At 65.8% G+C, this 21,192-nt stretch carries 18 protein-coding genes; 11 read left to right on the plus strand and 7 right to left on the minus strand.

Annotated elements, in window-relative coordinates; all coding sequences use genetic code 11:
* Window positions 1-72 precede the first annotated feature (72 nt).
* Both istB and istA read right to left on the minus strand, forming a co-directional pair.
* The gene (gene istB, locus ASG43_RS00005; protein WP_055845215.1) at window positions 73-867 is read right to left on the minus strand and encodes an IS21-like element helper ATPase IstB; all 795 of its coding nucleotides are present in this window, start codon (window positions 865-867) and stop codon (window positions 73-75) included.
* Window positions 857-2,386 carry an IS21 family transposase gene (gene istA / locus ASG43_RS00010; protein WP_156381419.1) on the minus strand — a complete coding sequence of 510 codons (1,530 nt, stop codon included), beginning with the start codon at window positions 2,384-2,386 and terminating at the stop codon, window positions 857-859. Before istA ends, istB begins: the two co-directional genes overlap by 11 nt.
* Window positions 2,387-2,874: 488 nt before the next feature.
* Between istA and sctE the strand changes: the two genes are divergently transcribed.
* From sctE to ASG43_RS00055, 8 genes are all read left to right on the plus strand, one after another.
* Complete coding sequence (gene sctE / locus ASG43_RS00020) at window positions 2,875-4,068, plus strand: type III secretion system translocon subunit SctE (protein WP_056498794.1); 1,194 nt, start codon at window positions 2,875-2,877, stop codon at window positions 4,066-4,068.
* A gap of 31 nt (window positions 4,069-4,099) precedes the next feature.
* Window positions 4,100-5,065 carry a type III secretion system translocon subunit SctB gene (sctB, locus tag ASG43_RS00025; RefSeq protein ID WP_056498797.1) on the plus strand — a complete coding sequence of 322 codons (966 nt, stop codon included), beginning with the start codon at window positions 4,100-4,102 and terminating at the stop codon, window positions 5,063-5,065.
* Window positions 5,066-5,087: 22 nt separating this feature from the next.
* Window positions 5,088-5,579 carry a hypothetical protein gene (locus ASG43_RS00030; protein WP_056498800.1) on the plus strand — a complete coding sequence of 164 codons (492 nt, stop codon included), beginning with the start codon at window positions 5,088-5,090 and terminating at the stop codon, window positions 5,577-5,579.
* Between the two features lie 74 nt (window positions 5,580-5,653).
* A complete protein-coding gene (locus ASG43_RS00035) occupies window positions 5,654-6,130 on the plus strand; it encodes a hypothetical protein (RefSeq protein ID WP_056498803.1) in 477 nt (158 codons plus the stop codon).
* Window positions 6,131-6,156: 26 nt separating this feature from the next.
* Window positions 6,157-6,759, plus strand: a complete 603-nt coding sequence (locus tag ASG43_RS00040) for a hypothetical protein (protein ID WP_056498807.1) — start codon at window positions 6,157-6,159, stop codon at window positions 6,757-6,759.
* Window positions 6,760-6,761: 2 nt separating this feature from the next.
* Window positions 6,762-8,267: a hypothetical protein gene (locus ASG43_RS22410; protein WP_156386310.1), complete on the plus strand. Its 1,506-nt coding sequence runs from the start codon at window positions 6,762-6,764 to the stop codon at window positions 8,265-8,267.
* A gap of 254 nt (window positions 8,268-8,521) precedes the next feature.
* Complete coding sequence (locus tag ASG43_RS00050) at window positions 8,522-8,818, plus strand: hypothetical protein (RefSeq protein ID WP_056498815.1); 297 nt, start codon at window positions 8,522-8,524, stop codon at window positions 8,816-8,818.
* A 352-nt stretch (window positions 8,819-9,170) separates the two neighbouring features.
* On the plus strand, window positions 9,171-9,863 hold the full coding sequence (locus ASG43_RS00055; RefSeq protein ID WP_056500827.1) for a superoxide dismutase: 693 nt from the start codon (window positions 9,171-9,173) through the stop codon (window positions 9,861-9,863).
* Window positions 9,864-10,256: 393 nt separating this feature from the next.
* Here ASG43_RS00055 and ASG43_RS00060 read toward each other — a convergent pair whose 3' ends face one another.
* Together ASG43_RS00060 and ASG43_RS00065 are read right to left on the minus strand one after the other, a co-directional pair.
* Window positions 10,257-12,161 (minus strand): potassium transporter Kup, encoded by a 1,905-nt coding sequence (locus ASG43_RS00060; protein WP_056498818.1) that lies wholly within the window; start codon window positions 12,159-12,161, stop codon window positions 10,257-10,259.
* 417 nt (window positions 12,162-12,578) lie between these two features.
* Window positions 12,579-12,851: a hypothetical protein gene (locus ASG43_RS00065; RefSeq protein WP_244487929.1), complete on the minus strand. Its 273-nt coding sequence runs from the start codon at window positions 12,849-12,851 to the stop codon at window positions 12,579-12,581.
* Between the two features lie 302 nt (window positions 12,852-13,153).
* On the opposite strand from ASG43_RS00065, the gene ASG43_RS00070 reads away from it, so the two are divergent.
* The 3 genes from ASG43_RS00070 to ASG43_RS00080 are packed head-to-tail and all read left to right on the plus strand — an operon-like array spanning window position 13,154 to window position 17,813.
* Window positions 13,154-14,935, plus strand: coding sequence for an N-acetylglutaminylglutamine amidotransferase (locus ASG43_RS00070; RefSeq protein ID WP_056500835.1), 1,782 nt, complete (start codon window positions 13,154-13,156; stop codon window positions 14,933-14,935).
* On the plus strand, window positions 14,932-16,629 hold the full coding sequence (gene ngg / locus ASG43_RS00075; RefSeq protein ID WP_056498820.1) for an N-acetylglutaminylglutamine synthetase: 1,698 nt from the start codon (window positions 14,932-14,934) through the stop codon (window positions 16,627-16,629). Before ASG43_RS00070 ends, ngg begins: the two co-directional genes overlap by 4 nt.
* A gap of 14 nt (window positions 16,630-16,643) precedes the next feature.
* Window positions 16,644-17,813, plus strand: coding sequence for an osmoprotectant NAGGN system M42 family peptidase (locus ASG43_RS00080; protein WP_056498823.1), 1,170 nt, complete (start codon window positions 16,644-16,646; stop codon window positions 17,811-17,813).
* A gap of 76 nt (window positions 17,814-17,889) precedes the next feature.
* Here ASG43_RS00080 and ASG43_RS00085 read toward each other — a convergent pair whose 3' ends face one another.
* Genes ASG43_RS00085 through hisD form a run of 3 tightly spaced genes read right to left on the minus strand, consistent with a single transcriptional unit; the run spans window position 17,890 to window position 21,192 of the window.
* The gene (locus tag ASG43_RS00085) at window positions 17,890-19,068 is read right to left on the minus strand and encodes an alpha-hydroxy acid oxidase (protein WP_056498826.1); all 1,179 of its coding nucleotides are present in this window, start codon (window positions 19,066-19,068) and stop codon (window positions 17,890-17,892) included.
* On the minus strand, window positions 19,065-19,796 hold the full coding sequence (gene hutC, locus ASG43_RS00090; RefSeq protein ID WP_056500838.1) for a histidine utilization repressor: 732 nt from the start codon (window positions 19,794-19,796) through the stop codon (window positions 19,065-19,067). The genes ASG43_RS00085 and hutC overlap by 4 nt, the downstream gene beginning before the upstream one ends.
* Window positions 19,797-19,854: 58 nt before the next feature.
* The gene (gene hisD / locus ASG43_RS00095; RefSeq protein ID WP_056498829.1) at window positions 19,855-21,192 is read right to left on the minus strand and encodes a histidinol dehydrogenase; all 1,338 of its coding nucleotides are present in this window, start codon (window positions 21,190-21,192) and stop codon (window positions 19,855-19,857) included.

A 21,192-nucleotide genomic window follows, 5' to 3' on the forward strand; every position in this document is an offset into this window, starting at 1 on the left:
TGTTGATTTCCACTGAGAGCTGACCCAGGATTTCCATCAAGAACTGACCCGGCTTTGACGATGTTGGGCTGGTCAGGCCTTGGTCAAGTTCCGAGTTTTCTCCCGGGTTGGTCGTTCGATTTTGGCTGAGCTGTTCTTGAAGCGGAAGCTGTCGTTTCCGGTCTCCAGGATGTGGCAGTGATGGGTTAGGCGATCGAGCAAGGCGGTTGTCATCTTCGGGTCCCCGAAGACCGTGGCCCATTCGCTGAAGCTGAGGTTCGTGGTGATGACGACGCTGGTGCGTTCGTAAAGCTTGCTGAGAAGGTGGAACAGCAAGGCACCGCCCGAAGCGCTGAACGGCAGGTAGCCCAGCTCGTCCAGGATGACGAGATCGGAATGGACGAGCCGCCCGGCGATCTGACCGCTCTTCCCTTGGACCTTTTCCTGTTCGAGGAGATTGACGAGCTCGACGGTGGAGAAGAAGCGAACGCGTTTGTGATGGTGTTCGATGGCCTGGATGCCCAGAGCCGTGGCGATGTGGGTCTTGCCTGTTCCAGGTCCTCCCACCAGCACGACGTTGTGCGCGTCCTCCAGGAACTCGCAACGATGAAGTTGGCGGACGAGGGCTTCATTGACCTCGCTGCTGGCGAAGTCGAAGCCGCTGAGATCGCGGTAGGCCGGGAAGCGGGCCGTCTTCAATTGGTAGGCCGTCGATCTGACCTCCCGCTCGGCTGTCTCGGCCTTCAAGAGCTGTGACAGGATCGGGATGACCGCCTCGAAGGCCGGCGCACCCTGTTCGGTCAGTTCGCTGACGGCTTGTGCCATGCCGTGCATCTTCAAGCTGCGCAGCATGATCACAATAGCGCCGCTGGCCGGGTTATGACGCATGGCGCACCTCCGCAGTCCGGCGCAGGGCGTCATAGCGTTCGACATTGGCACGGGGCTCGGTGGTCAGCGCGAGCGCCCGGGGAGCCTGCACAGTCGGTGGGGCGATCGGCTTTCCGTCGATTAGGCGATGCAGAAGATTGAGGATGTGGGTCTTGGTTGGAACACCAGCCTCGAGAGCCATGTCGACCGCACACAGCACGACCTCTTCGTCGTGCTGGAGGACCAGGGCCAGGATCTCGACCATCTCACGATCCCCGCCGGGTACCTTGAGAAGGTGCTGCTGCAAGGTTTTGAAGGCTGCCGGCAGTTCTGCGAAGGGCGCACCATTGCGCAAGGCGCCGGGTTTGCGCTGAACGACCGCCAGATAATGTCGCCAGTCATAGATCGTCTGGCCCTGACGATCATGCGATCGGGCAAAGATCCGGCGATGTTCGCAGATGGCCTGCCCCTCGCCGACGATGACGATGCGGTCGGGATAAACGCGCAGGCTGACCGGGCGATTGGCGAAGGACGCCGGCACGCTGTAGCGATTGCGTTCGAGATGAACGAGGCAGGTCGGAGAAACGCGCTTGGTATGTTCGACGAACCCGTCGAACGGACGAGGCGTTGGCATCAGTTGACCGACTTCCTCGGCCCAGGCTTCGGCAATCGTGCCGGGTTGGGTCGGGTGGGGTGCCAGCGCCCACAGATCCTGGCATCGCCTTTCCAGCCAATCGTTCAGCGCGTCCAGCGACGACACGTTAGGCATAGGCTGCCAGAGCCGGTGACGGGCATCTTGAACGTTCTTCTCGATCTGCCCTTTCTCCCAACCGGACGCTGGATTGCAGAACTCGGCCTCGAACAGGAAGTGGCTGACCATCGCCGAGAAGCGCATGTTGACCTGGCGCTGCTTGCCGCGCCCGACCTTGTCGACGGCAGTCCTCATATTGTCGTAGATGCCCCGCCGCGGAACGCCGCCCAGAACGCGGAAAGCGTGGTTATGGGCGTCGAACAGCATCTCGTGGGTCTGGAGCGGGTAGGCCCGCACGGTGAAGGCGCGGCTGTAGGACAGCTTGACGTGGGCCACCTGCAATTTGGTCCGCTCGCCGGCGATGATCGCCCAGTCTTCGGACCAATCGAACTGGAACGCCTCGCCCGCCACGAACGCCAATGGCACGAAAGTGCCTCGGCCCGTGGTCTGTTGCTCGCGGTGACGAGCTGCCTTCCAGTCGCGAGCGAAGGCCGCGACCCGATTGTAGGAGCCCTCATACCCAAGGCGCATCAGATCGGCATGCAACTGCTTGATCGTGTGCTTCTGCTTGCGCGATTTGCCCGTCTCGACGCGCAGCATCGCCGAGAGTTTGTCGGCGTAGGGATCAAGCTTGCTCGGACGATCCGGAACCAAGAACTGCGGCTCCAAACGATCGGCGCGCAGGTACTTACGAACCGTGTTCCTGGAAAGCCCGCTCCGCCGGGAGATCTCCCGGATCGAGAGGTCGTCTCGGTGACGCCAGCGTCGAATGACACTCAATAACTCCATGTCGATCACTCCGATGTCCCCGCACCGATGGCGTGGAGACGAGTTCAAACATGGGTCAATTCTCGATGGAAAAACCGAAGCTGCCTGGGTCAGCTCTCAGTGGAAATCAACANACTCCGATGTCCCCGCACCGATGGCGTGGAGACGAGTTCAAACATGGGTCAATTCTCGATGGAAAAACCGAAGCTGCCTGGGTCAGCTCTCAGTGGAAATCAACACCTTGCGCAGGACGCCACCAACCCTCTCGGATATCTCCGGCTGGGCGAATGCCTCATCGCCGCCCGCGAATACGATCAGGCTTACGGCGCCCTCCACGCCGCCCGCATCTTCGCGGCGGAGGGCAAGGGGCAGCCGGGCACGCTCGCGGAGGTCGAGCGCCTGATGGCGCTCCCGGAAATCGCGGCGGCCGCGTGAGCGGGCTGTCCTGCGAATCTTGACGTCCGACCCCCATCGAACGCGCGGCCCGGCCGCCTCCCGAGGACCCCGACATGTCTTCCATTTCCTCCCCATCATCGACCCCGATCGACACCAGCCGCTTCAACACCGACAAGACGGTCGGCAAGACCGACGTGCAGACCGGCAAGGGCGTCGCGGGTGTTGCGACGACCGCGCCGGATTCGCCCCCGAAGATGCCGACCGACAGCGTTCTCGCATCGCTCAGCTTCTTCATGTCCAACAGCTCCAACACCGATACGGAGGTCCTTCTCGTTCAGGTGGCGGTTTCGATGCGCGACACCGAAGCCATTTCGCAGAAGTCCAAGATCAACACGGATCAGGAATCCAAGAAGGCCGAGATGCGGGAGAAGGAGAAGAAGCTGGAAGACGCCGCGAAGAAGCTCGAGGAGTCTCGCAGCAACAACCTGTTCGACAAGATCAAGCTGGCCTTCGAATGGTTGGGTGCCCTTCTGGCGGTCGTCGGCGCGGTCCTGGCGCAGGTGGCCAACATATTGCCGGGAGGCCAGATCGCCGCCGGGTTGGCGATTGCCGGTGCCGTGACGGCCTTGATCATGGTGATCGACTCAACCGTCAAGGTTGCGACCGGAATGGGCATCGCCGGCAATATCGAAATGGCGGTGTCCCTGTCGCAAGGCAAGTCGGAGTCGGAGGCACGTGCCTCCGCCGCCAAGGCCGATATGGGCTTCGGCATCGCGGTGGCCGTTCTCGGCATCGCGCTCTCGGTCGTAGGGGCCGCCAAGGATCCCTCGAGCGGAATCAGGGCGGCGGTGAATGCCGGCACGAACGCCCTCAAAGCGGGAGTCGATGCCGGTCTCAAGATCGGCGCCCTCCTGAAGAGTGTGGCGGGGGCCATCAAAGAGTCGTTCAAACTGACAGACGAAGCTGTCGGCCTGCTCATGAGCGCAAAGAACGTTTCGGAAGGCGTGAAAACCGCCAAGTCTGTCATGGGTGCCGTGAGTACCGCAAACCAAGTCGCTCAAGCCGGCGTGTCCGCAGCCGGCGTCGGCATCCAAGCGGAATCCGCGATGTTGAAGGCCGATGCCAAGAAGCTCGAAGCAGACGCCAAACGCAACGAGGCCGCCATGCAAATCCTGGACGAGATGATCGACCAGGCCTTGTCTCGCCTCATGGCCTCCGGCGACCGGTTCAACGCCATGCTCGATGCCATCACCGACGGCATGCAGGACCGCAGCCAGACTTTGAGCCGCGCCCAGTTCGGCGCCTGATTTTCTCCGAGCCATTGCAGGAGCCATCCACATGATCACCACTGACGTCAGCCTAATTCCGCGGTCCTTCTACAACGCGGACGCGACGGCCCTCACCGTCTCCAAGTCCCTCGCGGACACGGTCCAGAGCGGCGTGCAGGCCAAATTCGACAAACTGCCGCCCGTCGCGAAGGCGGAGTTCCTCAGCCAGGTCGCGAACCTCGCTCCTGGCGAGGTCGACACCCCGCAGGAACTGACGGCGACCTTGGACCGGTTGGACACCGCCGCGCGAAACGTGAGTGAATTGGCTTCGACGGTCGTCGCCTTCGTCGGCGACATCGCGAAGTTTCTCGGCCGCGCCATGATCGAGTTTGCAGGCCAGCAGCGCCAGAGCGCCCTTGACGATCGCATGGCCGCCCGCGACGCCGCCAAGGCGCAATTGCTCGAACAGGCCAAGGAGATGGACCAGTCCGCCGACAAGATGATGACCGGCGCGATCGTCAACGCCGTCGTCGGCGGGCTCAGCGCGGCGGTCTCGGGAATTTCGGCAGGCCTCTCGGTCGCCCAGCAAGGCTCCCAGATCAAGACCATGACGGGTGCGATGGCCGAGACGAAGAGCGGCAACAAAGCACTGTCGGACATGCACGGTATCGACACCGACGTGGCCAAGGGCGTGAAGTTCGATATCAACGCCAATATCGCGACGAACAAAACCAAGTTCGACATCGCGCAGGCGGGGTCGCAGCGAGCCATGACATCGGGTCAGATCGGCGAGGCCGTCGGTTCGGGGATGAAGACGGTCGGCGGCACCACGGATGCCAGCCTGCAGGCCGACGCCAAGCACGACGACGCGCAAGGGGCCCGCGACGCCGCCGATGCGACCTACCAGCAGCAGGTCGGCGACCAGAAGAAGGAACTCCAGCAGGCCATGGACGAAATGATCAAGCAGTTGATCAGCTTTCTTAAGGACATGCAGGAAAACGAGGTCGATGCGATGCGGGCGTTGACCAAGGTCTGATCGGCCGGGCGAGGAGACGGGCATGCAGCGCGACGACTTCCCCTCCGCGATAAGGGCTCTCTGGACCGAGCTGAAGCTCGGGGAGCCACGCATGGTCGATCCCGAACACGTGCGGCTTCGAATCGAGAGCATCGGCATCGATCTCTACGACAGCGGTCGCGGCATCGTTCTGATCGAGGCGGTGGCGGGGCTTCTGTCCGAGGATCCCGCCCGCGCCGCGAGGCAGGTGAGCCAGATCCTGCGGACCAATCTCGGATTTCTCGTCGACGGCGACGCCGGCGTCTTCCTGAGAGCCGCTCCTTCGGGAGCCCAAAGTCTCGTCGCCACGTCGAGCTACCGCCTGGATGCGTCTTCGACGACCCGGTTCGTCGCCAAGATCGAGGATACGTTGCGCATCGCCGAGTTCTACGCGGGCGAGTTGAAGGGGAATGATGTCCGCCTCGTCCCCGCGCGGTCTCCCACAGGCTCCATCGCTTCGACCGAACCCGAAGCCGCCGTGATTTTTCGTCCATGAATCCGACAGCGTCCGGACCGTCCCTGAAATCCGGGGTGACCCAGGTGAACCTGTCGAACCAAGAGAGTCTACCGATGTCCGCCATCCCGACGACCGACGGCATGCAGGCCGAAACGATCGCAGCCCTGCTCGACGGCAAGCTGCGCAAAGACCTCGGACTGGAGCCGGAGGATCTCAAGATCGGGCTGACGGTCGCGAGGAACCTCTTGAACCGCGGCCATCAGGGCGAAGCGATGCGTCTCTACGCCGTGCTGGTCCTGTGCCAGCCGACCGAGGTCGATTTTCAGGTCGGTCTCGCCAATTGCGCCAGCGCGATGGGCGAGCATTACATCGCGCTGCAGGCCGCGTCGGCGGTCATCGCGCTCGCACCCTCCGATCCCCGTGGCTACCTCCTGTCCGGTCGCAGCTGCTTCCACACGGGCAGCTTCGCCGAGGCCGAGCAGGATCTCGGCGACGCGCTGGGCCTGGCGGAGCAAACGGGACATGACGTGGTGCGCCGCGAAGCCGACATGCTTCTTGGTCGAATCGCAGCCGCGCGCGCGGCTCTCTGAACTCTCGCCGATCGGACGATGCGAAGATGGGCGATGGGGCAGTCGTTGGATCGAAGCTCGCGACCGGGGGAGAAGAGGCCCCGGGTGGCTTTCTCGGTCTCTCGGGCGAGGAATCGCGCCTCGTCGAGGACCTCTGCAGCGATCTGTTGAAGACCTCCGGTGTCGATGGCACGAGCTTCTTCGCACGGCTGCGCGCCGGCCACGACATCGACACGGCACTGGGACTGCCCTCCCATCTCCGCGAATTCATGTATGCGCGCGCGCACCGCTGGTTCAGCGTCGGACGGGTCGACAAGGCCGAGCAATTGTTCCGCGCCCTCTGCGCCGCCGACCCGCGAGACGCCGATTACTGGGTCGGGTTCGGAATTTGCCTCCGCAAACGCGGCGATCTTGTCTTCGCGAGGCTGGCGTTCGAAACCGCCATCGCCCATCGCCCGACCTGGGATGTTCCGCACCTGCACGCCGTGGAGGTCGCGATACGACGGGGCGACCGGGCCGGCGCTCAGGATCACGCCGCAAAGTTCAGGCAGGCAGCGGGGGAGAACACGCCGCCGGAGCTTCTCGCCGAACTGGCCAGGCTGGACGTCGCGATGAACACGATGTCGTCCGACACGCCCGTGGCGCGTTGACGATGAGCCTCGACGGCCCCCTCTCGCTGCAGCATCTCACCGAGAAGGCCGAACTTCTCATTCGCATCGCCAACAATATCGGGGGCGAACGGCTGGCCACGCCGCCGCCCGTTTCGCCTCTCCCATCATCGGACGTTCACCGCCCCGACCGAACGAGCGGCGCGCGGGACTCGGGACGCGTTGAGCAGAGCCCCGAACCTTGGCCGGAGCCGGATGATCCGTCATTTTCATCACGGCCCGATGCTCCTCGCAGGCTCCTGTCGGCCACGCTGTTCGGACTGCGGGCGCCCGTGCTTCCCCCATCCGCGGAACGAGACGGCGTCGCATCTCTCAACCGGTTCTCGACCAGTTTCAATGCCGGGGGCGACATCACGGCCGCAGCTCCCGGAGTCGAGGACACGGCCTTCGCCGCGCTCGTCCGCGCCGTCACCGCCGCGATGGTTTCTCCGTCCTCCGAGGGCCGTCTGGCTTTGAGCCCGCAAGAAGCCGCCGCCGCGTCGCAAGACAAGGAGGCGAACCCCTGGTCGCGCTCACCCGATGCCAACGGCACGAAAGGTCTCCCGACCGCCGTCACCCGCGTCCCTGAACCTTTCACCCGCACTCACGATCCTTCGGATGGGGCCCATGCGGCGCTGTCGAATGGGACCCGTCCGGCAGAGGACGTGGCCCTTTCCGCACAACCGCCACACGAGGCGGTCTCGCTTGCTCTGGGGGCGGAGGTCGACCCGGTGCAAGGCCCGCCCGCTCTGGAGAGGACGGGGGACAGGACCGCGACCACAAAATCGCCCTCGGCGAGCGCAACGGGCGGCCTGTCGCGAGATTTCGGTAGCGACGGCCGCGCCACGCCACCATCGGTCTGGACGGCGGAGGCCTCCAGGCCGAGTTCGCCTGCGATTCCGATCGCATCGAGGTCCGATCCCGTCATCGCGGAGCCGCAGCCGGAAACTGCCGCTGAGAATACCGGCATGATTCTTTTCGACCGAGGGCCTTCACCCGCAGTCCGCTCACCGACGGAAGGGGCCTATCCCATGCCCTTCAGCGCGGACGGCACGGATCTGGACGCGGCCACGCAGGCGCTTCAGGACTTGGGTTTTGGTGGTCACGAACCGATGTTGCCAGCCGGCACAGAGCGCGCCGGCATCCTCGCCTCGTTCATCCTCAATGCCGCGATGATCCCCGGCTGGCCACCGCCGCGTCCGATCGAGGGCGTCGAGATCAAGACGTTGCAGACGCTGCTATCGAAGAACCAGATCGTCTCCAAAGGCGATCTTGAGCTTCTTCTCTATCTTGCGAACATCGGATTTTCGCGCGCTCACCTCTCGAAATTCCTGAAGCGGGTCGAAGATCGCAAGCGTCGCTCGCGCATCCTGCGCGCGGTTGCACTGATCATGACAAACCTCGTGGCGGTCGTCGATGTCATGGGCCGCGAACTTCAGATGCTGCGCGAGGAAGCGAGCGACGAAACCCGCCCGAAAGGTCCAAGCCACCGTGCTAGGATCGGCGTCTGAAGCGAGGTCTTTCGAACGAACCGGACAAGCAGGGTTCAACAGCGAAGCTGGCGGCGGGACGAGGATTCACCTGGTCATGTCGTTCGGGACATCGCGGCCGGCTTCTCTCACGCGGCGAGACGTCGAAAGGCGTCCTCGCCGATGCGACGCCCGGCGGTACGTCCACCCTGGGCCCGCTGAACATCCTGGCTTCGCCGATACGATGGCCCGGCAAGCCTTCGCGCACTGGTTACGTCCAAAACGAGGTCGGTGCGATGCACCCGGCACAGCGGATTTCGCCTGAATTCATTGTCCGGCCAACCTGGAAGCCGATCGAGAAAGAGATCGTCGTGCAAGCGCAGGGGACACCGATCGTCCTGCGCACGGCGCTGAAGCCGCACAGCAATATCGGCAAGACGTTCGAGGACATGGAAAATAGCGGCGTGGTTTGTGACGTCGCACAAGAGTTCAAGCACGGCACCAACGTCGTTTCACACGGCGGTTCGTCTGCGGATCGGGCGCGAATGAGAGGGAATGGCGGGGCGTCGGATCTCGGCGCTCCCCCGACCTGAACGGCATCAAGGCGATCGAAGCTCCGTCGCCGTCGTGTTGTCGAGAGCCTTGCCGAGGCGTCGTCCGGTCGCATCGAGCGGGTCGAAGCGCGTGCCAAGATCCGTGACGACGGAGTTTGCTCGATAGACCGGGAATCGCTTCCTTGCAGGGTCAGATGACGACGTCCCGTTCGCGGACGAGACCACGGCCCGTCGCGGCGTCCGCCACCGATCACAACTTGTTTTTGAAACGGTACCTCTTCGCATCCATTCGGCATGAGAGAGCCTTTTCCTCAACCGGAGCTTCCGAATGCAAAAACACCGCATCGCCACGTCGATGATCGCCCTCGCGCTCGTATGCGGGTCCCCTTTCATGGTCCAGCCGGTCGCCGCGCAGGCGAGTTCCGACGCAGCGACCCCGGCGGCTCCCGCGGCCGCTCAGACCGGCGCCTTCAAGCTGCCCGAACTCGGCTACGCCTATGATGCGCTTCAGCCGACGATCGACGCGCAAACCATGGAGCTACACCACTCCAAGCATCACCAAGCCTATGTCACCGCCCTCAACGGAGCGGTCGAGGCGGATGCGGCGCTGGCCGGCAAGACGCTCGAGGAGCTTGTCGCCACGGCGGGTCAGCAGTCGGCGACGATCCGCAACAATGCCGGCGGTCACTGGAACCACAGCTTCTTCTGGCAGATCATGGCGCCGGAGGGCCAGCGGGGCGAGCCATCGCCCGAACTGAAGGCGGCGATCGACGCGTCGTTCGGCTCGATGGACGCGTTCAAGGAAGCCTTCAACAAGGCCGGCACGGGCCGCTTCGGCTCGGGCTGGGCTTGGCTCATCGTGAACGACGCCGGCGAACTCGCGGTCACCTCGACGCCGAACCAGGACAATCCGCTGATGGACATCGCGGAAACGCGCGGCAAGCCGGTGATCGGCAACGACGTCTGGGAGCACGCATACTATCTCAAGTACAACAACCGGCGGGCCGATTACCTGAAGGCCTGGTGGGACACGGTCAACTGGACCAAAGTCTCGGAAAACTACGCCGCGGCGGTCGCCGGCTGAGCAGCTAGCGGCCTTGCGCAAGCCCGATGGACTTCGCAGCCTTCGCTGCGGAGCCCGTCGGATTTCGGCAGCGGAGCGGCAGGGATTCGTCGGATCGACCTCGCCATCCCGCCAATCGGCAAGGTCCAGGCGAACTACGGGTGCATGCCATCAGACGCCCATCCGGCCTGACGAGGACCCGGTGATATCAGGATCGAACCGCCCGAACCTCTTCAGTCCCGAGCGGATGGCGATGGCGACTGAGAGCGCGTCGACACGACGATCACCGTCCTCGACGGCGGCGGGCGAGATCGGGAGGCCAGCATCCGGTCGGCGCTGCCCAGACAACGGCCGGAGACGGCCCGCAGGCCAAACCCTGCGCGACCGCTCGGAACGTCGCCGAACTCCTCTTTCTCAGACCGTGAACTGCTGGCCGAGTTCGACGACGCGGTTGGCGGGCAGTTTGTAGAAACCCGTCGCATCCGCGGCCGAACGCGCCATGGCGATGTAGATGCGGTCCTGCCAGACGGGCATGCCGGACGTCGAGGAAGCGCGGAAGGAGCGGCGGCTGAGGAAGAACGAGGTCGCCATGATCTCGAATTTCAAGCCCTGCTGCTTGGCGAGCTTCAGCGCTCGCGGCACGTTCGGCTCCTCCGAATAGCCGAAGGTCATGTGAACGCGCGTGAAGCCATCGGCGACCTCGACGACCTGCACCCGGTCCTCGTCCGCCACGAAGGGCGAGTTCGAGATCTTCACGGTCACGATGACGTTGCGCTCGTGCAGGACCATGTTGTGCTTGAGATTGTGCATCAGCGCGCTCGGCGCCATTTCGGGATCCGAAGTCAGGTAGACGGCCGTTCCGCGAACGCTGACCGGATGCGACTTGGCGAGCATCGCGACGAGGCTGTCGAGGGAGATGCTCTCCTTGTGCGCCTTGTCGAAGACGATCCGGGTGCCGCGGATCCACGTCCACATCAGGAGCGCCAGCGCTGCGGCGAAGAACAGGGGAACGAACCCGCCGTCGACGACCTTCAGGAGGTTCGATCCGAGGAACACGAGCTCCAGAAGCAGAAACGGCACGAAAATCGCGAGAGCCTTGACCAGCGACCATTTCCAGAACCGCCAGAAGACGAGGAAGGCGAGCGTGGTCGTCACGACCATGTCACCGGTCACCGCGATCCCGTAGGCGTTCGCAAGTTCGCTGGAGGAGCGAAAGGTGAAGACGAGCGCGAGAACGACGACGAGGAGATACCAGTTGACCCGCGCGATGTAGATCTGGCCGAACTGCGTTTCCGACGTGTGTGCGACCTTCATGCGCGGCAGAAGGCCGAGCAGCATGGCCTGCTGCGTGACGGAGAAGGCGCCGGTGATCACCGCCTGGCTGGCGATGACGGTGGCGACCGTCGCGAGGCACACGAGCGGCAGCACGCCCCATTCCGGCGCCAGCAGGAAGAACGGATTCTCGATCGCGGAGGAGTCGTTGAGGATCAGCGCTCCCTGCCCGAGATAATTGAGGGCGAGCGCGGGGAAGACGACGGTGCCCCAGGCGAGCCGGATCGGCCGCCGGCCGAAATGCCCCATATCCGCATAGAGCGCCTCCGCGCCCGTCACGGCCAGGAAGACAGAGCCGAGGACGGCCAGCGAAATGAAGCCATGATTCCAGATGAAGATCACGGCCTGGTGCGGGCTGATCGCCCAGAGAATGTCGGGCTGGTCGCCGATATGGGAGAGGCCGAGCAGCGCCATCACCGCGAACCAGACGAGGGTGATGGGACCGAACCACCGCGCGACGCTGCCCGTCCCCCGCGCCTGGATCGCGAAAAGGCCGACGAGAATCGCCATGGTGATGGGGAGCACGTAGCCGTCGAAGCCGGGCGCGACGATCTTCAGGCCCTCGACCGCGGAGAGCACCGAGATGGCGGGAGTGATGACGGCGTCGCCGTAGAACAGCGAGGCGCCGAGCACACCGATGCCGAGAAGGAAGGGCTTTCGCCCCATCGCCTTGATGGCGAGCGCCAGGAGGGAAAGCGTCCCGCCTTCGCCGTTGTTGTCGGCCTTCAGGATGATGGCGACGTATTTCAGCGAGACGATCAGCGTCAGCGTCCAGAGCAGCAGCGACACGACGCCGAGCACCTCGCTTTCGCTGAAGCCGCCGCTCGAGGCATGATGAAGCGCCTCGCGCAACGCATAGAGCGGGCTCGTCCCGATATCGCCGTAGACCACGCCGATCGAGCCGATGAAAAGCGTCCGAAAGCTTCCTGCATGGCCGCTCGAGCCGATCGGCTCGATGGGCGTCGCAGTGTTCACGTCAGCCGGCATGGCTTTGGCCTCATCAGGCTGTCTTCCGAGATCGAAACGGGACACCTTGCGACCCCACGACATGACACGTTCGACGCCGCGAGGCGAACGCAGCCGGCGAGAAAGTCCGGACGGGATAGACGGGGCCTCATGCCAGCGCAACTGCCGTCGCTCGCCGCGAGCCGTTTGCGGCGCGAAATCGAGAGCGGATATCCGCCACCGCGTCTCTAGGAGCGGGAAAACGCCCTCTGCCGCGCCGATATCGCCGAGGTCCTGTTCGAAAAGCCGCCTTGCCCCCGTGCGGCGGCTGAAGCGGGAGGTCTGCGCCGACCGGGAGGAACCGGGCGACCAAGGTCGAACGGTCGGGCTTGGAACCGTCGCGGATCCAACGGTTGGCGACGCGCTGGCCATGGCGGCGCGGGCGAGCCCACACGACCGTCAGTCGCCATCGGAGAGAATGGCGTCCGTATAGGGTACGACGCGGAGCACCAGGCCGCCCTCGTCGCAGATCCGTATGGCATCTCGTCGCGAAACGTCGTGGCCACGCGAGATCGACCGGCTCATCGCATCGCGTGCATTTTCGATCGCCTCGTCCAACGCGGCGTCGAGATCGGCCAGTTCGCTCCCCTCTGGATCGTGAACCGTCCCAGTGGTCGAAACCACATGAAAGAAGTACCGCGGCATTTCCTCGTCTCCGCGCGTCTCCTTCAACATGTGAGGGCTTCGACCGACATCCAGGTTCAAGATCTTAGCTGTCTCCTCAGGTTCCGACCACCGCCGCCGATTGCAAAGGTGGATGCAAGGATGCGACCTCCGAACGAGTCGCCGGAAGCACCCGACAGAGGCCCTCGGGCAGAGCGACCTCCGTTCATTCCCATCGCTGCGGCGCAACACTCCTTCCTTTTGTGCATTAGGGCAGGACACGCCTCGGACCGTCGCGGCGCGATCGGGCCATGGCGGTCGCGGTCGCCGCGGTCGGAATGGAGAGCGACGGCAAACTGGAAGGATGCCCCATGTGTGGAATCTGCGCTGAGATCCGGTTCGATGGACGATCGGCTTCGGCCGAACGGATCTCGGCCATGGCCGCGTGCCTGGAGCGCCGGGGACCAGACGGAGGCGGACAGGTTGTCCGCGGCCGAGTCGGGCTCGGACACCGCCGCCTGAAGATCATCGATCTGTCGGAAAAGGCCGAACAGCCGATGGTCGATCCCGAACTCGGCCTCACCATCGCCTTCAACGGCTGCATCTACAACTATCCGGAATTGCGCCGGGAGCTCGAGGCCAAGGGCTACCGATTCTTCTCGACCGGCGACACCGAGGTCATCCTCAAGGCCTATCATGCCTTCGGCCCGGACTGCGTGAAGAAGCTCCACGGCATGTTCGCCTTCGTGATCCACGAGCGCGACAGCGGACGCGTGATCCTGGCGCGCGATCGGTTCGGCATCAAGCCGCTCTATCTTTCGCAGACGCCGGAGCGGCTCTACGTCGCCTCGTCCCTCCCCGCGATCCTGCGCACCCGCGACGTCGACACCTCGATCGACCGCGTCGCGCTTCACCATTACATGAGCTTCCACGCCGTCGTGCCGGCGCCGCTGACGATCCTCTCGGGCGTGCGCAAGCTGCCGCCCGCCACCGTCCGGATCGTGGAGCGCGACGGCGCCTTCAAGGACGAGGTCTATTGGTCCGCGCCGTTCGGACCGCAGGCCGGCGACGAGGCCCTGAGGTCCGACGACTGGCGCGACCTCCTTCTGGAGTCCCTGAAGACGGCGGTGAAGCGCCGCATGGTCGCGGACGTTCCGGTGGGCGTCCTCCTCTCGGGCGGCGTCGATTCCTCGTTGATCGTCGGCCTTCTCGCCGAGGCGGGACAGGCGGGCCTCACCACCTTCTCGATCGGTTTCGAAGAAGCGAACGGCGAGAAGGGCGACGAGTTCGTCTATTCCGACCTGATCGCGAACCATTACGGAACGCAGCACCACAAGATCTTCGTGCCGTCGAGCGAACTCATGGCGCATCTCCCCGGCACGATCGCCGCCATGTCGGAGCCGATGGTCTCCTACGACAATGTCGGCTTCTACCTGCTTTCCCGCGAGGTCTCCCGGCACATCAAGGTCGTTCAGTCCGGCCAGGGGGCGGACGAGATCTTCGGCGGCTATCACTGGTATCCGCCGATGGCCGGCGCCGCCGATCCCGTCGGCACCTATGCCGGGGCCTTCATCGACCGCAGCGACGCGGTTCTGCGTCGTCAGCTCTCGCCCGCCTGGCTGGCGGACGGGGACGTGTCGCGCGCCTTCGTCGAGCGGCACTTCGCGCTGCCCGGCGCCGAGGACCCCGTCGACAAGGCCCTGCGCATCGACGCCAACGTGATGCTCGTGGACGACCCGGTGAAGCGGGTCGACAACATGACCATGGCCTGGGGCCTCGAAGCGCGCGTGCCCTTCCTCGACCACGAACTGGTCGAACTTGCCGCGCGCATCCCGGCCGCCGAGAAGCTGAAGCAGGAGGGCAAGGGCGTCCTCAAGGAGGTCGCCCGCCTCGTCGTTCCGCACGCGGTGATCGATCGGCCGAAGGGATATTTTCCCGTGCCGCAACTGAAATACATCTCGGGACCCTATCTCGACATGGTGCGGGACCATCTGACGTCCGAACCGGCCCGATCGCGCGGCCTGTTCCAGACGAGCTATCTCGAGACGCTCTTTGCCGATCCGACGGCCCACATCACGCCGCTGCGGGGCTCGGAGCTCTGGCAGGTCGCGCTGCTCGAAATGTGGCTCCAGCAACACGGAGTGGGCGGATGAGCGAGGCGCGTGGACCGGTTCCGACGTCGAACGCCCATGTCGACTGCGGCTGGGGGCGGCTGATCTTCGGACAGACCTTCGACGACGCGGCGGCTCTGATCGAACGCCTGCGCGAAGAGCGCCCCGAGCGTCGCGACATCAGCTTCTATATCCGCGACCCCCACGTCGTTCTCGCCCATGCGCCACAGGAGGTCTTCCTCGACCCCTCGCACAGCTTCCGGCTCGATCTTTCGCGCTATGGCGAGGCGGACCGGCCCGCACCGGGCATCGCCATTCGAGGATTGTCGTCGCCGGCCGACGCGGCCGCCATGAACCGCATCTACCAGATCCACGGCATGGTCCAGGTCGACCCCGACTTCATCTGGACCAACCGCGAGAGCGCGGTGCTGACCTATCTGGTGGCCGAGGACGAGGCGACCGGCGAGGTCGTCGGCACCGTCATGGGGGTCGACAATGTCGGCGCCTTCGGCGATCCCGACAACGGCTCCTCGCTCTGGTGCCTGGCCGTCGATCCCCAGGCGACGCGTCCGCGCATCGGCGAGATGCTGGTGCGCCGTCTCGCCGAACGCTTCCGCGACGCCGGTCGCGCAACGATGGATCTCTCCGTCCTCCACGACAACCTCTCCGCCATCGCGCTCTATGAGAAGCTCGGCTTCGAGCGGCTGCGGGTCTTCACGATCAAACGCAAGAACGAGATCAACGAGCGGCTCTTCGTCGGCGCAGCGGAGGGCTACGAGGCCTTGAACCCCTATGCCCGCATCATCGTCGACGAGGCGCGCCGGCGGGGAATCCACGCCGAGGTCACCGATGCCGAGGGCGGATTCTTCCGGCTGTCCTACGGCGGCCGCTCGATCCACTGCCGGGAAAGCCTGTCGGAACTCACGACGGGCGTCGCCGTCTCCATCTGCGACGACAAGGCCGTGACGCGGCGCATCGTGGAAGCCGCGGGCGTCGTCGTACCCGAGCAGATCGAGGCGGACGGCGATGCCGGACGCCTCGCCGCCTTCATCGAGCGTCACGGTTCGATCGTCGTCAAACCGGCGCGGGGCGAACAGGGTCGCGGCGTCGCCGTCGGAATCGACGATCCCGGCGATGCCGCGGCGGCGATCGCGATCGCCCGCGAACAATCCGATCGGGTCCTTCTCGAAGCCTGCTTCGAGGGCGAGGATCTCCGCCTCGTGATGATCGACTACGTCCTCGTCGCCGCTGCGTTGCGCAAGCCGCCAATCGTCGTCGGCGACGGCCGCTCCACCATCCGCGAGCTGATCGAGCACCTGTCGCGCCGGCGATCGGCGGCGACCGGCGGCGAGAGCCGCGTGCCGCTCGACGCGGAAACCGAGCGCTGCATCGGACAGGCCGGCCGCGGACTCGACGACGTTCCGGGCGAAGGCGAACGGATCGGCGTTCGACGCACCGCCAATCTCCACACGGGCGGGACGATCCACGACGTGACGGCCGACGTCCATCCCAGCCTCGTCGCCGCGGCGGTGGCCGCCGCGCGCGCGATTGCCATCCCTGTCTGCGGGATCGACTTCATGGTGAAGTCCCCGCAGGATCCGGACTACGTCTTCATCGAAGCGAATGAACGGCCGGGCCTCGCCAACCACGAGCCCCAGCCGACCGCAGAGCGCTTCGTCGATCTCCTTTTCCCGATGAGCGTGACCGCCGCCGCGCGAGCCGCCCGAACGCCCTGAACGACGGACCGAAAATGCCCCGCCTTTCGATCGACACCCCCTATCTCGCCGAGCAGTTGCGGGCGCTTCTCTCCATTCCGAGCCCGACCGGCTACACGGATACGATCGTGCGCCATGTCTCGCTGGAGCTGGAGCGGCTCGGCCTCAAGGTGGAGCTGACGCGCCGAGGCGCGATCGTGGCGGTTCGCCAGGGCAGCCGCCGAGCGTCGTCGCGCGCCATCGTCAGCCACGTCGACACGCTCGGCGCCCAGGTGAAGGCGATCAAGGCCAACGGCCGGCTGGAACTTGTGCCGATCGGCACCTGGTCCGCGCGTTTCGCCGAAGGGGCGAGAACGACGATCTTCTCCGAGAAAGGAGCCTATCGCGGCACGATCCTGCCCCTGAAGGCATCCGGCCACACCTACAACGAGGAGATCGACACGCTTCCCATCGGCTGGGACCACGTGGAGCTGCGGATCGACGCGATGGCGCGCAGCCGCGCGGAGGTCGATCGGCTCGGGATCGAGATCGGCGACATCGTGGCGATCGACCCCCAGCCGGAGTTTCTGGAGAACGGCTTCATCGTCTCCCGCCATCTCGACAACAAGGCCGGCGTCGCGATCACGCTCGCCGCCATCCAGGCGCTGGAGCGTGAAGGCGCGGTAACGCCCGTCGACACGCACTGGCTGTTCACGATCGCCGAAGAGGTCGGTGTCGGCGCCGCCTCCATCCTCGAGCCCGACGTCGCCTCGATGGTCGCGATCGACAACGGCACGTCGGCGCCCGGTCAGAACTCGTCCGAGTTCGGGGTGACCATCGCCATGGCGGACCAGACCGGACCCTTCGACTACCATCTCACCAAGAAGCTCGTGCGCCTCTGCAAGGACGAGGACATCCGCTACCAGAAGGACATCTTCCGATACTATCGATCGGATTCGGCATCCGCCATCGAAGCGGGTCACGACGTGCGCACGGCGCTCGTCACCTTCGGCGTCGACGCCTCGCACGGTTGGGAGCGGATCCACATGCACGCGCTCCGCTCCGTCGCCGAGCTCGTCACCGCCTATGCGATCTCGCCGGTCGAGATCGAGCGGGATCTCGAAGCGCATGCCGGGTTGAAAGGCTTCACGCGCCAGCCGCTGGCGGAGGCCGCGCAGGCGCTCGTCGATGTCAGCGTCGAAGAACCCCACGACGAGACGCCCTGATCGCGCCGGACGGCACGCAGGTCCCGGGGCGGCGGAGGGGCGCTCGGATTCGCCGCAGCGGGCGCCGACATCGGCGTCAGGACCGATCCGCCGGTCCGAAGACGTCGCGGTCGACGAACGCATCCCGGCCGAGGCGCTTCAGTTCATCCACCGAGGAGAGGCCCATCAGCGCCAGCGTCACGTCGATCTCCTCCTTCAGGAGCGCGATGACGCGGGCCGCACCCGCCTCCCCGCCGGCCGCGATTCCCCAGGCATAGGCCCTGCCGAGAAGAACGCCGGAGGCGCCGAGCGCGAGAGCTTTCACGATGTCCGTTCCCCGACGGATGCCGCCGTCGAGAAGGACCTCCAGCCCGTCCGCGGCTTCGACGATGCCGGGCAGCGCCGAGACGGTCGAGCGCGCGCCGTCGAGCTGCCGTCCGCCGTGGTTGGATACGACGATCGCATCGACACCCGCCTGCCGCGCCCGCCGGGCATCCTCGGGATGGAGGATGCCCTTGATCGTCATGCGCCCGGACCAGCGCTCGCGCAGCCGGTCGACATCCGCCCAGGACAGAGCGGGATCGATCAGACGCGACAGCGTGCCGGCCTGTTCGAGAATGTTGGCGCCGAACTCGGCGCGTCCGCGCACCGCGCCGACGCCGGGCCGGCCCGCGCGCAACATGTCGACGACCCAGGCCGGCCGAAGGGCCATTCCGAGCCCCATCCTCGGCCCGATGCGCGTCGCGGCGCGGAAGCCGTTCCGCGCGTCGCGCTCGCGGATGCCGGTCACGGCGGTGTCGACGGTCAGATGAAGCGTCTCGACGCCGGCCGCCTGCGCCGCCGCGAGGAACTCGTCCGCGAGGCCCCGATCCTTCAGGACATAGAGCTGGAACTGCAGCGGACCCGCGCAGCCGGCCCGACGGAGATCGTCGAGCGAGGCGATGGAGAAGTTCGACAGGCAGGACGGAATGCCGGCTGCGTGGGCGGCGCGCGCCGCGAGGATCTCGCCCCCGCCGGCGAAGAGGCCGAGAAAGCCGACCGGGCCCAGCATGAAGGGGAGCGCATGGCGCTGTCCGAGGAAGACGGTCGACAGGTCGCGCGGCTCCAGGCCGGCAAGAACGCGCTGATGCAGCGACAGGCGATCGAAATCGCCGGTGTTGGCGGCGAGCGTCGCCTCGGCCGAGGCGCCGCCGTCGACATAGTCGAAGAAGATCTTCGGCAGGCGGCGCCGCGCGAGGCGGCGCGCATCCGCCACGTTGGCGAAGGCGATCGTCATGAGGGGCTCGTCGGCTTGTAGCGGCTGCCGAGGCAATGGCGGCTGCCGGCATAGAGAAGGCGATTGACCGTCGCCACCGTCGGCCCTGTCCAGGTCCGCCGGTGCAGGAGAAGGCAGGGCTCGCCCGGCGCGACGTCGAGATGGTGGCCCGTCTCCTCGTCGGCGGCGATCGCCGAGACGACGTGCTCGATCTCCGTCAGCGCGGTCACGCTCTGGAGATAGTCGAGCGTGGAGACGCGGGCGAAATCCTGGCGGTCGTAATCGGGCGCGAGATCGGGATTGACGAAGCGCTCTTCGAACTGGACCGGCACATCGTCCTCGTAGTGCACGATCCGCGAATGGAAGACGTCGCGCTGCGCCGCGAATTCGAAGGAGGCGAGGATCGCCGCCGCCGGCACGACACGGCCAAGGGTCAGGACGTCGGCGCGATGGCGGTGGCCGCGCGCGCCGATTTCGGCGGGGATATTGGCGACCTCGACGAGCGCCGAGCGCGGACGCGGCGCCGCGACGAAGGTGCCGACGCCCTGGATGCGCTTGAGGACGCCCTCCCGCGTCAGTTCCGTCAGCGCCCGGTTCACCGTCATGCGGGAGACCCCGAGCGACTGGACGAGGTCGTTTTCGGACGGCAAGCGCTGGTCGAGCCGCCATTGGCCGTCGCGGATCAGGTCTCGGACATAATGCTTCACCCGTTCGTAGAGCGGGCTCGCGGCCTCGGGCAGCGCCGTCATGCGGCACCGCGTCCGGTCCGGCGACGGCATCGGCTCTCCCGGCCGGGTCTTTCCTCCGTCATCGCCGGGGACGCCCGAGGATCTCGTCGCGCATCTCCGACACCGCGTTCTCGTGCGAGGAAAACCCCTCGTAGCGCGCGAGGCGTCGGGCGTGGAGCGCGAGTTCGGGATAGCCGGCCGAGGTGACGTAGCCGATCGAGGATCGCTTCAGGAAATCCGTCACCGAGAGCGGTCCAAAGGTGCGCGCCCAGCGGCTCGTCGGCAGGACGGCGTTCGGGCCGAGCACGAAATTGCCGAGCGTCACGGGCGTGTGCGGCCCCATGAGGATCTCGGCCGCCTCGGTGATCCGGCCGAGGTGACGGAACGGCTCGACCGACAGGATCTCGAGATGCTCCGGGGCATAGTCGTTGATGAAGCGATAGCTCTCCTCCAGCGACGCGGTGAGGACGATCCCGCCATAGGCGCCGGAGAGAACCGCGCTCGCGAAGGCTCGGCGCTGCTCGGTCATGCGGGCGAGATGGCCGGGCAGCGCGGCCATCGCTTCTTCCGCCACGCGCCTCTCGTGCGTCACCAGATAGGCCGAGGAATCCGGTCCGTGCTCGGCCTCGATCAGGAGATCGAGCGCGGCGAGCGCCCCGTCGACGGTCTCGTCCGCGAAGACGACGGCTTCGGAGGGTCCGGCGGGAAGGCCCGTGTCGAGGACGCCGGAGAGCAGGCTCTTGGCCGCGACGACGAAGGGCGAGCCGGGACCGACGATCTTGATCTTCGCCCGGATCGTCTCGGTGCCGTAGGCGGCGGCGGCCACCGCCTGCGCGCCGCCGACCTTGTAGACCGTCTCGACGCCGGCAAGACGCGCGGCGACGAGCGTCGCGGCATCGACCGAGCCGTCCGCCGTCGGCGGCGTCAGGATGCAAAGGTCCGGCACCCCGGCGACGACGGCCGGAACGCTCGTCATCATGGTGACGGAGGGAAACGCGCCCTTGCCGCGCGGCACGTAGAGCGCGGCGGACTGGATCGGTGTCCAGCGGTCCCCCGCGAAGGCGCCGGGACGCATCTCCTTGAACCACATGGGCTCGGGCTTCTGCTCCTCGTGGAAGCGGCGGATGTTGTCGATGCCGAAGCGGATGGCCTCCACCACGTCCGGCTCGACGGTCGCGAAGGCGCGATCGAACTCCGCCTCGCTGGCCTGCAGCGCGCCGGGCGCGACGTCCGCGCCGTCGAGTTCGCGCGCGAAGCGCAGGAGCGCCGCATCCCCTTCGCTGCGCACCGCGGCGATGATCGGCCGGACCTTCTCCACGAAGGCCGCCAGATCCGTCTCGGAGCGGCGCAGAAGCCGAGCGCGCGCGGCCTCGTCAAGGCCGGCGAGGTCGTGGAAGGAACAGGAAAAGGTCGTCAT

The organism is Aureimonas sp. Leaf454 (genome assembly GCF_001424685.1).
Taxonomy (GTDB): Bacteria; Pseudomonadota; Alphaproteobacteria; order Rhizobiales; family Rhizobiaceae; genus Plantimonas.

Excerpts from the sequence above, each read along its gene's own strand:
- ASG43_RS00040 (WP_056498807.1), top strand. The coding sequence starts at position 6,157 with ATGGGCGATGGGGCAGTCGTTGGATCGAAGCTCGCGACCGGGGGAGAA.
- ASG43_RS22410 (WP_156386310.1), top strand. The coding sequence starts at position 6,762 with ATGAGCCTCGACGGCCCCCTCTCGCTGCAGCATCTCACCGAGAAGGCC.
- ASG43_RS00060 (WP_056498818.1), bottom strand. The coding sequence starts at position 12,161 with ATGCCGGCTGACGTGAACACTGCGACGCCCATCGAGCCGATCGGCTCG.
- ASG43_RS00055 (WP_056500827.1), top strand. The coding sequence starts at position 9,171 with ATGGTCCAGCCGGTCGCCGCGCAGGCGAGTTCCGACGCAGCGACCCCG.
- ASG43_RS00070 (WP_056500835.1), top strand. The coding sequence starts at position 13,154 with ATGTGTGGAATCTGCGCTGAGATCCGGTTCGATGGACGATCGGCTTCG.
- istB (WP_055845215.1), bottom strand. The coding sequence starts at position 867 with ATGCGTCATAACCCGGCCAGCGGCGCTATTGTGATCATGCTGCGCAGC.
- ASG43_RS00030 (WP_056498800.1), top strand. The coding sequence starts at position 5,088 with ATGCAGCGCGACGACTTCCCCTCCGCGATAAGGGCTCTCTGGACCGAG.
- ASG43_RS00035 (WP_056498803.1), top strand. The coding sequence starts at position 5,654 with ATGTCCGCCATCCCGACGACCGACGGCATGCAGGCCGAAACGATCGCA.
- ASG43_RS00050 (WP_056498815.1), top strand. The coding sequence starts at position 8,522 with ATGCACCCGGCACAGCGGATTTCGCCTGAATTCATTGTCCGGCCAACC.
- sctE (WP_056498794.1), top strand. The coding sequence starts at position 2,875 with ATGTCTTCCATTTCCTCCCCATCATCGACCCCGATCGACACCAGCCGC.
- ASG43_RS00080 (WP_056498823.1), top strand. The coding sequence starts at position 16,644 with ATGCCCCGCCTTTCGATCGACACCCCCTATCTCGCCGAGCAGTTGCGG.
- ngg (WP_056498820.1), top strand. The coding sequence starts at position 14,932 with ATGAGCGAGGCGCGTGGACCGGTTCCGACGTCGAACGCCCATGTCGAC.
- istA (WP_156381419.1), bottom strand. The coding sequence starts at position 2,386 with ATGGAGTTATTGAGTGTCATTCGACGCTGGCGTCACCGAGACGACCTC.
- ASG43_RS00085 (WP_056498826.1), bottom strand. The coding sequence starts at position 19,068 with ATGACGATCGCCTTCGCCAACGTGGCGGATGCGCGCCGCCTCGCGCGG.
- sctB (WP_056498797.1), top strand. The coding sequence starts at position 4,100 with ATGATCACCACTGACGTCAGCCTAATTCCGCGGTCCTTCTACAACGCG.
- hisD (WP_056498829.1), bottom strand. The coding sequence starts at position 21,192 with ATGACGACCTTTTCCTGTTCCTTCCACGACCTCGCCGGCCTTGACGAG.
- hutC (WP_056500838.1), bottom strand. The coding sequence starts at position 19,796 with ATGACGGCGCTGCCCGAGGCCGCGAGCCCGCTCTACGAACGGGTGAAG.